This window comes from Pantoea endophytica (assembly GCF_002858935.1).
In the GTDB taxonomy this organism is placed as follows: Bacteria; Pseudomonadota; Gammaproteobacteria; order Enterobacterales; family Enterobacteriaceae; genus Pantoea; species Pantoea leporis.
The window spans coordinates 124,673-135,759 of record NZ_PJRT01000024.1 but is presented as its reverse complement, the minus strand read 5'-3'; the positions used below and the strand labels follow the sequence as shown (position 1 = coordinate 135,759).

General features: G+C 56.7%; 6 protein-coding genes and 1 rRNA gene. 6 read left to right on the top strand and 1 reads right to left on the bottom strand.

The window, feature by feature from the left end:
• Positions 1-7 precede the first annotated feature (7 nt).
• The 5 genes from rrf (at position 8) to aceK (ending at position 6,324) form a co-directional block, all read left to right on the top strand.
• A 5S ribosomal RNA gene (gene rrf / locus PZBJ_RS14985) occupies positions 8-123 on the top strand.
• Positions 124-420: 297 nt separating this feature from the next.
• Positions 421-1,350: a homoserine O-acetyltransferase MetA gene (metA, locus tag PZBJ_RS14980; protein WP_101763126.1), complete on the top strand. Its 930-nt coding sequence runs from the start codon at positions 421-423 to the stop codon at positions 1,348-1,350.
• Between the two features lie 266 nt (positions 1,351-1,616).
• Positions 1,617-3,215, top strand: a complete 1,599-nt coding sequence (gene aceB, locus PZBJ_RS14975) for a malate synthase A (protein ID WP_101763125.1) — start codon at positions 1,617-1,619, stop codon at positions 3,213-3,215.
• A gap of 16 nt (positions 3,216-3,231) precedes the next feature.
• Positions 3,232-4,533 carry an isocitrate lyase gene (gene aceA / locus PZBJ_RS14970; RefSeq protein ID WP_101763124.1) on the top strand — a complete coding sequence of 434 codons (1,302 nt, stop codon included), beginning with the start codon at positions 3,232-3,234 and terminating at the stop codon, positions 4,531-4,533.
• Between the two features lie 57 nt (positions 4,534-4,590).
• On the top strand, positions 4,591-6,324 hold the full coding sequence (gene aceK / locus PZBJ_RS14965; RefSeq protein WP_101763123.1) for a bifunctional isocitrate dehydrogenase kinase/phosphatase: 1,734 nt from the start codon (positions 4,591-4,593) through the stop codon (positions 6,322-6,324).
• Here aceK and iclR read toward each other — a convergent pair.
• On the bottom strand, positions 6,321-7,154 hold the full coding sequence (iclR, locus tag PZBJ_RS14960) for a glyoxylate bypass operon transcriptional repressor IclR (RefSeq protein WP_101763122.1): 834 nt from the start codon (positions 7,152-7,154) through the stop codon (positions 6,321-6,323). The genes aceK and iclR overlap by 4 nt on opposite strands.
• Positions 7,155-7,351: 197 nt before the next feature.
• Here iclR and metH point away from each other — a divergent pair, with 197 nt between their 5' ends.
• Positions 7,352-11,035 carry a methionine synthase gene (gene metH, locus PZBJ_RS14955; protein WP_101763121.1) on the top strand — a complete coding sequence of 1,228 codons (3,684 nt, stop codon included), beginning with the start codon at positions 7,352-7,354 and terminating at the stop codon, positions 11,033-11,035.
• Positions 11,036-11,087: the final 52 nt, after the last annotated feature.

Sequence of the window (11,087 nt, the reverse complement as noted above, 5' to 3'; positions counted from 1 at the left end):
GAATTTGCCTGGCGGCTTTAGCGCGGTGGTCCCACCTGACCCCATGCCGAACTCAGAAGTGAAACGCCGTAGCGCCGATGGTAGTGTGGGGCCTCCCCATGCGAGAGTAGGGAACTGCCAGGCATCAAATAAGTGAAGAAGCCCCGGACGAAAGTCCGGGGCTTTTTTACGTCTGAGATCAGCTAAAATCGCATAGAATAGAGCGATTCAGTGTATGAAAATCACGCAAATCTCACCTCAAACTTTCATTTCAAGAAGCTGATCCAGCATAAATACGCCACGACTTATCCCAAATCCCATCTAAAGCTGAAACATTTTCATAAACCGCATGAAGACTCGACATTCTCGACATAACAAGCTAATGTCGGGCATCTGGATGTCTAAACGTTTATACGGTTATCAGTAAGAGGTGAGTAGGTTATGCCAATCAGGATTCCCGACGAATTACCGGCAGTGAATTTTTTGCGTGATGAAAACGTCTTTGTCATGACGTCGTCGCGCGCCAGTGTTCAGGAGATCCGTCCGCTAAAAGTGCTGATTCTTAACCTGATGCCAAAGAAGATTGAGACAGAAAATCAGTTCCTGCGTCTGCTCTCTAACTCACCGTTGCAGATTGATGTGCAGCTGCTGCGCATTGATAGCCGCGAGTCGCGCAACACGCCGACAGAGCATCTGAACAACTTCTACTGCAACTTCGAAGACATCCAAAACGATAACTTCGATGGACTGATTGTGACCGGCGCGCCGCTGGGATTGGTCGATTTCAATGATGTCGCTTACTGGCCGCAGATTCAGCGCGTACTGCATTGGGCGAATGAACACGTCACCTCCACGCTCTTTGTCTGTTGGGCGGTTCAGGCGGCACTCAACATTCTGTATGGCATTCCTAAGCAGACGCGGCAGAACAAATTGTCCGGTGTTTATGAGCACCAAATCCTGCATCCCCACGCCTTACTAACGCGCGGTTTTGACGACAATTTCCTGGCCCCGCATTCACGCTATGCTGATTTTCCGAGCCAGCTGATCCGCGATTACACCGATCTCGAGCTATTTGCCGAATCGGAATCCACCGGCGCATATCTGATGGCGAGCAAAGACAAGCGCCTGGCGTTTGTCACCGGCCACCCTGAGTACGATGCCCTGACGCTCTCGGGTGAGTATCATCGCGATTACGATGCTGGCCTGCAGCCGGACGTGCCGTTCAATTACTTCCCGCACGACAACCCAGAGCTGCCACCGCGCGCCACCTGGCGCAGCCACGGCAACCTGCTGTTCTCCAACTGGCTGAACTACTACGTTTACCAGATCACGCCGTTCGATCTGCGCCGGATGAATCCAACACTCGAATAGATCAAACACCTCGTTTGATCCTGCCGCGCTAGCCGAAAGCTATCGCGGCTTTTTTTTTGCCTTCAATTCACCAGTGGAAGTTATTGCCTTTAATTCGAGAGATTAAATTACATAAATATCAATCTGATAAATTAACATAAACATTAAAATGGAAATAGTTTTTGAAATTAAAATAAAAATCATTATGCTCTGATCTTGCAGGTTACAAAACACCCTACATCCGGATCCGATCGTTAAACGATGGATCACCTCAGGAGGCAGCCCGCATGACAGACTCGGTTATCAGCAATACGCTAACCTTCAGCCAGCCCTTTACCCACGAGGAAAAGCAGCTGCTTACCCCAGAAGCAATCGACTTTATACACGCATTAGTGGTGCGCTTTGCACCAGAGCGCGAACGCCTGCTGAAAGCACGCCAGCAACGACAGAAGCGTTACGATCAGGGTGAGTTACCCGGCTTTGATTCGGAAACCGCTTCCATTCGTGAAAATGCGTGGCAAGTTCGTCCTATTCCGCAGCTGCTTCAGGATCGTCGCGTAGAGATCACCGGGCCGCCGGATCGCAAAATGGTGATCAACGCGCTCAACGCGAACGTCAACGTCTTCATGGCCGATTTTGAAGATTCACTGGCGCCAACCTGGCAGAAGCTGATCGACGGACAATTAACACTGCGCGATGCCGTCAATGGCACGCTGAGCTTCACCAGTGAAACCGGCAAGATCTACCAGCTGCGCGCCAATCCGGCGCTGCTGATGTGTCGGGTGCGCGGTCTGCATCTGAATGAAAAGCATGTGGAGTGGCGCGATCGGGCCATTCCCGGCGGATTGTTCGACTTTGCGCTCTACTTTTTCCACAACGTTGAAGCGCTGCTGGAGAAGGGCCACGCGCCATGGTTCTATCTGCCGAAAACCGAGCATGCCGCTGAAGTGGCGTGGTGGCGTGAGATCTTCCGCTTCAGTGAAGATCGCTTCGATCTGCCGCGCGGCACCATCAAAGCCACGGTATTGATCGAAACGCTGCCGGCGGTATTCCAGATGGATGAGATCCTGTGGGAACTGCGCGATCACGTCGTTGGCCTGAACTGTGGCCGTTGGGATTACATCTTCAGCTACATCAAAACGCTGGGCCAGCATCCCGATCGTATCCTGCCGGATCGCCAGCAAATCAGCATGGATCAGCCATTCCTCGATGCCTATTCACGCCTGCTGATTCGAACCTGTCATCGTCGTGGTGCGCTGGCGATGGGCGGTATGTCGGCGCTGATTCCGAGCAAAGACGCGGAGCGCAATGTATGGGTGACGCAAAAGGTGCAGGAAGATAAAGCGCGAGAAGCGGGCAACGGTCACGACGGAACCTGGGTGGCGCATCCCGGCCTGGCTGATATCGCGATGGAGGAGTTTGACCGTCGGCTGGGCGATCAGCCCAACCAACTGCACATCACGCGTGAGCAGGATGCGCCAATCACCGCCGAACGTCTGCTGGCGCCCTGTCGCGGCAAGCGTACTGAAGCCGGCATGCGCGCCAATATCCGCGTGGCGCTGCAATATCTGGAAGCCTGGATCAGCGGCAACGGCTGCGTTCCGATTGATGGGTTGATGGAAGATGCCGCCACCGCTGAAATCGCCCGCACCTCCATCTGGCAATGGATTCATCACAAACAAATTCTCAGCGATGGCCAGCCGGTCACGGTGGCGCTGTTTGAACGGCTGCTGGAGGAAGAGCTGGCCACCTTGCAGCAAACCGTTGGCGCAGAACGTTTTCAAAATGGACGCTTCGACGATGCCGCCGCGCTGATGGCGCAAATTACCACCGATGACGAACTGGTTTCCTTCCTCACTCTGCCGGGCTACCGCCTGCTGCCTTGAACCTGGAGATATGACGATGAATCGTACGCAACAGATCAAACAACTGGAATCGAGCTGGAATGATGCGCGCTGGCAGGGAATTACTCGTCCGTACAGTGCGGAGGATGTGGTCAATCTGCGCGGTTCGGTCAATCCCGCCTGCACGCTGGCGGAGCGCGGTGCCACCAAACTCTGGTCGCTGCTGAATGGTGAATCGAGCAAAGGCTACATCAACAGCCTCGGCGCGTTGACCGGCGGACAAGCGGTGCAGCAGGCGAAAGCCGGCATAGAGGCGATTTACCTCTCCGGCTGGCAGGTGGCGGCAGATGCTAACCTGGCCGGGCAGATGTATCCCGACCAATCGCTGTATCCGGTGAATTCGGTGCCAAATGTGGTGGAGCGGATTAATCAGAGCTTCCAGCGAGCCGATCAAATTCAGTGGGCCAGCGGCGTATCGCCAGAAGACAGTGATTTTATTGATTACTTCCTGCCGATTGTCGCCGATGCGGAAGCGGGCTTTGGCGGCGTGCTCAATGCGTTCGAGCTGATGAAATCGATGATTCAGGCCGGTGCCGGCGCGGTGCATTTTGAAGACCAACTGGCGGCGGTGAAGAAGTGCGGCCACATGGGTGGCAAGGTATTAGTCCCAACGCAGGAAGCGATTCAGAAACTGGTGGCGGCGCGTCTGGCCGCGGACGTCATGAACGTACCGACGGTGTTGCTGGCGCGCACCGATGCGGATGCCGCCGATCTGATCACCTCAGATTGCGACCCGCGCGATGCGGCGTTTATCACCGGCGAGCGCACCTCGGAAGGCTTCTTCCGCACGCGTGCCGGGATTGAACAGGCGATCAGCCGCGGGCTAGCGTATGCGCCTTATGCCGATGTGCTGTGGTGCGAAACCTCAACGCCAGATCTGGAGATGGCGCAGCGCTTTGCCGACGCGATTCACGCGCAGTATCCCGGCAAGTTGCTGGCTTACAACTGCTCGCCTTCGTTCAACTGGAAGAAGAACCTTGACGATCGCACTATCGCCCGTTTCCAGCAGGCGCTGAGCGAAATGGGCTATCGCTTCCAGTTCATTACGCTCGCCGGAATTCACAGCATGTGGTTCAACATGTTTGACCTGGCGCACGCCTATGCACAGGGCGAAGGCATGCGCCATTACGTGGAGAAAGTGCAGCAGCCGGAGTTTGCGGCGCGCGATAAGGGTTACACCTTCTCATCGCATCAGCAGGAAGTGGGCACCGGCTATTTTGATCGCGTTACCAACGTCATCCAGGGCGGACAATCCTCCGTGACCGCGCTGACCGGCTCCACCGAAGCCGCACAATTCTGAAGCCGTTGTAAGGTCGCCATTCAATGGCGACCACTTACCGCTTAAGGAGCGTTGCCGATGACGCCGAGAGAATCGCTGATCGCCCACACCATTCTGCAAGGTTTTGACGCGCAGTATGGCCGCTTTCTGGATATCACCGCCGGTGCGCAACAGCGCTTCGAGCAGGCCGACTGGCACGCGGTGCAGCAGGCAATGAAAGCGCGTATCCATCTTTACGATCACCATGTTGGCCTGGTCACCAACCAGCTGCGCATTCTCAATGACACTTCGGGCTGGGATGACGCGTTCTGGCTACGGGTGAAAAGCCATTACGAAACCTTGCTGCCCGGCTATCCGCGCCATGAAATCGCCGAAAGCTTCTTCAATTCGGTCTATTGTCGCCTGCAGGGCCACAGCCATTTGTCGCCCGAGCGTCTGTTTATCTTGCCGTCGCAGCCCTATGCACCCGCGCCGGTTGCGCCGCGCCCGCTGTCACGCCTCTATCGTCCGCAGCAGAGTTGGGAGGAAACACTGCGTCAGGTGTTGAATGACATTCCGCTGCGTCTAACGTGGCAGGATCAAACGCGCGATATCGGCTGGATTGTGCGCCATCTGCACGAGCAGTTTGGTGCCACACAGCTGGCGACGGCGACGCTGGATGTCGCCAGCGAATTGTTTTACCGCAACAAAACCGCGTGGATTGTGGCGCGCCTGCAGCTGAGTGATGGCATGGTGCCCTGTTTGCTGCCGATTCAGCGCGATGATGCTGGCCGTTTGTGGATTGATACCTGTCTCACCGACAGCGATGATGCCAGCATCGTGTTTGGTTTTGCCCGCGCCTATTTCATGGTGTACGCGCCGGTGCCTGCCGCGCTGGTGGCGTGGCTGCAACCGATTCTGCCGGGAAAAACCGTGGCAGAGCGCTACATGGCGATTGGCTGTCAGAAGCACGGTAAAACCGAATGCTACCGTGAATACCTGCACTATCTGGCGCACAGTCAGGAAGATTTCACCGTCGCACCCGGCATTCGCGGCATGGTAATGATGGTGTTCACGCTGCCGGGTTTTGATCGCGTATTTAAGGTGATCAAAGACCGCTTCGCACCGCAAAAAGAGGTTACCGATGCGCAGGTGCGCGACTGCTATCGCAGGGTCAAAGAGCATGATCGCGTGGGTCGTATGGCGGATACGCAGGAGTTTGAGCACTTTGCGTTACCGCGCGCGCGTATTCCGGCCGAGCTGATGGCGGAGTTTGAGCGCGATATACCGGAAAAGCTCGAGCTGCGCGACGATGTGGTGATCATCCGCCATTTGTGGCTGGAACGCCGCATGGAGCCGCTTAATCTGTGGCTGGCTCAGGCTTCGCCGGAACAGCGGCAGCACGCGATTGGCGAATACGGTGATGCGATTCGTCAGTTGGCGGCGGCGAATATTTTCCCCGGCGACATGCTGTACAAAAACTTTGGCATGACGCGTCATGGCCGCGTGGTGTTTTACGATTACGACGAAATCCGCCCGATGACCGAACTGGTGTTCCGCGATGTGCCGCAGGCGCGCTATGAGGAAGATGAGCTGCAGGCTGAGCCTTGGTACAGCGTCGGGCCGGATGATGTGTTCCCGGAAACCTTCCGCTATGCGCTGTGCAGCGAACCCTCGACCGGCAAACTGCTGCAGGCGCTGCATCCGCAACTGTTTGATCCCAACTGGTGGCGCGCGCTGCAAACGCGCATCCGCGAAGGGCATATTGAAGAGGTAATTGCGTGGCGCGCCAGCCAGCGTTTCAGCGCGCGCTATGCGTCGGTGACCGCTTAGCGGCCAGAATAGGTTTGGGTCACCTGCTTCGCGGCGCGGATCACCAGCGCTCCCAGCTCGGTGATGCGGTCGTCAGTCATGCGCGCAATCGGGCCGGAGATTGAGATGGCGGCGAAGGGTTCGCCATGTTCGTCATAAATCGGTGCCGCAACGCAGCGCAGACCCAGCGCGTGCTCTTCATCATCGTGCGAAAAGCCCATCTTACGAATCAGCGCCAGATTCTCCTTCAGGCTATGCGGCGACATCAGCGTTTTCGGCGTGTAGTGATGCAGCCCTTTTTGATGCAGCAGCGCGGTAACTTGCTCATCGCTCAGATGCGCCAGAAACGCTTTGCCGGCGCCGGATGCATGCATCGGTAGCTTGCCGCCAATTGGTGCGGACATGCGCATCAGCTGCGTACACTGCACCTGATCGATGATCACCGCCTGATAATCGCTGAGATCCAGCACCGCCAGATTCACCGTCTCGCCGGCGTCTTCCATCAGCTTGCGCAGCAGCGGATGCACAATCGCCAGCAGATTGCGGCTCTGCAGGAAACTGCTGCCGACCACAAACGCGTGCGAACCAATGGTCCACAAACCTAAGTCGCCCACCTGATGCACAAAACCCTGCTGTTGCATGGTGGAGAGCAGGCGATGAGTGGTGGAGTTGGGTAAACCGGCCTGTTGTGCCAGTTCGGTCAGCGCCACGCTGCCGTGGGATTCGGCAATCAGCTCCAGCAGGCGCAGACCACGCGTCAAAGATTGTACTTGCCCGCCGACGGGCGCGCTGGTGGTAGCCGTTGTAGCACGCGGTTTCTTGCCGCGTTTCACGGGCGCAGGGGTTGCCATAACGTCTCCAATTCGCATCAATGCTGGAAACCATTTTCGTTTTTAACCGCATTAATGCAAACGCTGACTTTCTGGTCAGACCTGTTATCGGCAATAGCTGAAAATGTCTCATCTGAGCTGACTTTTGATCACCTGCAAGTTGTGCCAGTATGACTGGCTGGCATATTAGCCAACGCAATGACGTGGACGGGGCGAGAGTGAGCAACAAAACAGAAATGCTGCAGCAGCAGCTGGCGCAACGCATTATGATTCTGGACGGTGGCATGGGCACCATGATCCAGAGTTATAAACTGAGTGAGCAGGATTTCCGTGGCAGCCGCTTTGCCGACTGGCCATCTGATTTGAAGGGCAACAACGATCTGTTGGTGCTAACTAAACCGGAGGTGATCCGCGAAATCCACGATGCCTATCTCGCTGCCGGCGCGGATATTCTCGAGACCAACACCTTCAACTCCACCACCATCGCGATGGCCGATTACGCGATGGAAGCGCTATCGGCGGAGATCAACTTCGAAGCCGCCAAACTGGCGCGTGCCAGCGCCGACGCATGGACGGCGAAAACGCCGCATCGTCCGCGCTACGTGGCGGGCGTGTTGGGCCCGACCAACCGCACCTGTTCTATCTCGCCGGACGTCAACGATCCCGCCTATCGTAACGTCACCTTTAACCAGCTGGTGGAAGCCTACCGCGAATCGACGCATGCGCTGATCGCCGGTGGCTCCGACCTCATCATGATCGAAACGGTGTTCGATACCCTCAACGCCAAAGCGGCGATCTACGCGGTGCAGGCCGAGATGGAAGCGATGGGCGTGAAGCTGCCGCTAATGATCTCCGGCACCATCACCGATGCGTCCGGTCGTACGCTCTCCGGCCAAACCACCGAAGGTTTCTATAACTCGCTGCGCCACGCCGAACCGCTGTCGTTCGGCCTCAACTGTGCGCTGGGCCCGGATGAACTGCGTCAGTATGTGGCGGAGCTGTCGCGCATTGCTGAAGGCTACGTCACCGCGCACCCGAACGCCGGTTTGCCCAACGCCTTTGGTGAATACGATCTCGATGCGGCGATCATGGCTGAGCAAATTGGTGAGTGGGCGCGCGCCGGTTTCCTCAATATTATCGGCGGCTGCTGCGGCACCACGCCGGAACACATCGCGGCGATGGCGGCAGTGGTAGACGGCGTTGCGCCGCGGCAGCTGCCTGAGATTCCGGTTGCCTGTCGCTTAGCCGGGCTTGAACCGCTGAACATTCAGGCCGATTCGCTGTTCGTCAACGTCGGTGAACGCACCAACGTCACCGGCTCGGCCAAATTTAAGCGTCTGATCAAAGAAGAGAAATACAACGAAGCGCTGGATGTGGCGCGCCAGCAGGTAGAGAACGGTGCGCAAATCATCGACATCAACATGGATGAAGGCATGCTGGATGCGGAAGCGGCGATGGTGCGCTTCCTCAATCTGATTGCCGGTGAGCCGGATATCGCCCGCGTGCCAATTATGATCGACTCCTCCAAATGGGAAGTGATCGAGAAAGGCCTGCAGTGCATTCAGGGCAAAGGCATTGTGAACTCTATTTCGATGAAAGAGGGCGTGGAACCGTTTATCGCGCACGCGCGCAAAGTGCGTCGCTACGGCGCAGCGATGGTTGTGATGGCGTTTGACGAAGCGGGTCAAGCGGATACGCGGGCGCGCAAAATCGAGATCTGTCGTCGCGCCTACAAGATTTTGACCGAAGAGGTCGGTTTCCCGCCAGAAGACATCATTTTCGACCCGAATATTTTTGCCGTAGCGACCGGCATTGAAGAACACAACAACTACGCGATGGACTTTATCGGTGCCTGCGAAGACATCAAGCGCGAACTGCCACACGCGATGATCTCCGGCGGCGTCTCCAACGTGTCGTTCTCGTTCCGTGGTAACGAACCGGTGCGCGAAGCGATTCACGCGGTGTTCCTCTATTACGCCATCCGCAACGGCATGGACATGGGCATCGTGAACGCCGGTCAGCTGGCGATTTACGACGATCTGCCTGCCGAACTGCGTGACGCGGTGGAAGATGTGGTGCTGAATCGTCGTGACGATGGCACCGAGCGCTTGCTGGAACTGGCGGAGAAGTATCGCGGCAGCAAAAGCGACGGCGAGCAGGAGAAACAGCAGGCCGAATGGCGCAGCTGGGACGTGGTAAAACGTCTGGAATACTCGCTGGTGAAAGGCATCACCGAGTTTATTGAGCTGGATACCGAAGAGGCGCGCCAGGCAGCAGCGCGGCCGATTGAAGTGATTGAAGGGCCGCTGATGTCCGGCATGAACGTGGTTGGCGATCTGTTCGGCGAGGGCAAGATGTTCCTGCCGCAGGTGGTAAAATCAGCGCGCGTGATGAAGCAAGCGGTGGCCTATCTCGAACCTTATATTCAGGCCAGCAAAGAGGCCGGACGCAGCAACGGCAAGATTGTGCTGGCAACGGTAAAAGGCGATGTGCATGACATCGGCAAAAATATCGTCGGCGTAGTGCTGCAATGTAACAACTACGAAATCATTGACCTCGGCGTTATGGTGCCGAGTGACAAAATCCTCAAAACCGCGATTGCCGAGAACGCCGATATCATCGGGCTTTCCGGCCTGATCACGCCGTCGCTGGATGAGATGGTTAACGTCGCCAAAGAGATGGAGCGCCAGGGATTCACCATCCCGCTGCTGATTGGCGGCGCGACTACCTCGAAAGCGCATACCGCAGTGAAAATCGAGCAGAACTATAGCGGACCAACGGTCTACGTGCAGAACGCCTCGCGCACCGTGGGCGTGGTGTCATCGCTGCTGTCCGAAACGCTGAAAGAAGATTTCGTGGCGCGCACGCGCAAAGAGTACGACACGGTGCGTATTCAGCACGCGCGCAAAAAGCCGCGCACGCCGCCGGTGAGCCTGCAAACTGCGCGCGATAATGATTATGTCATCGATTGGGAAAGCTATACGCCGCCGGTGGCGCACCGCCTCGGTGTGAGCCCGGTTGAAGCCAGCATTGAAACGCTGCGTAATTACATCGACTGGACGCCGTTCTTTATGACCTGGTCGCTGGCCGGCAAATATCCGCGTATCCTGGAAGATGAAGTGGTGGGCGAAGAGGCCAAACGCCTGTTTGCCGATGCCAACGCCATGCTCGATATGCTGAGCAGCACCGGCACGCTCAATCCACGCGGCGTGGTGGGGATTTTCCCGGCCAACCGTGTCGGCGATGACATTGAAATCTACAGCAACGAGAACCGCAATCAGGTGCTGTGCGTCAGTCATCACTTGCGTCAGCAGACCGAGAAAACCGACTTCGCCAACTACTGTTTAGCCGACTTTGTGGCACCGAAATCCAGCGGTAAAGCCGATTATCTCGGCGCGTTTGCGGTTACCGCCGGAATTGAGGAAGATGCGCTGGCCGAGGCGTATGACAAGCAGCACGATGATTACAACAAAATCATGGTGAAAGCGGTGTCGGATCGCCTGGCAGAAGCCTTTGCTGAATATCTGCACGAACGCGTGCGTAAGGTGATTTGGGGCTTTGCCGCTCATGAAAATCTCAGCAACGAAGAGCTGATTCGCGAGAACTATCAGGGCATTCGTCCCGCGCCAGGTTATCCGGCTTGTCCGGAACACACTGAGAAAGCACCGATCTGGCAGCTGCTGGAGGTGGAAAAACATACCGGCATGAAGCTCACCGAGTCTTTCGCCATGTGGCCAGGCGCAGCGGTTTCCGGCTGGTACTTCAGCCATCCCGATAGCAAGTACTTCGCCGTGGCGCAGATTCAGCGCGATCAGGTGGAAGATTACGCCGCGCGTAAAGGCATGAGCGTGAGCGAAGTTGAGCGCTGGCTAGCACCCAATTTGGGTTATGACGCAGATTAATAGTCGGTAACGCGCAATAAATGGCGCCGCTACGGTATGTGCACCTCTCCGT

What these genes read in the sequence shown, in the direction of transcription:
- metA (WP_101763126.1), top strand. Translation starts at nt 421, where the DNA reads ATGCCAATCAGGATTCCCGACGAATTACCGGCAGTGAATTTTTTGCGT.
- aceK (WP_101763123.1), top strand. Translation starts at nt 4,591, where the DNA reads ATGACGCCGAGAGAATCGCTGATCGCCCACACCATTCTGCAAGGTTTT.
- aceB (WP_101763125.1), top strand. Translation starts at nt 1,617, where the DNA reads ATGACAGACTCGGTTATCAGCAATACGCTAACCTTCAGCCAGCCCTTT.
- aceA (WP_101763124.1), top strand. Translation starts at nt 3,232, where the DNA reads ATGAATCGTACGCAACAGATCAAACAACTGGAATCGAGCTGGAATGAT.
- iclR (WP_101763122.1), bottom strand. Translation starts at nt 7,154, where the DNA reads ATGGCAACCCCTGCGCCCGTGAAACGCGGCAAGAAACCGCGTGCTACA.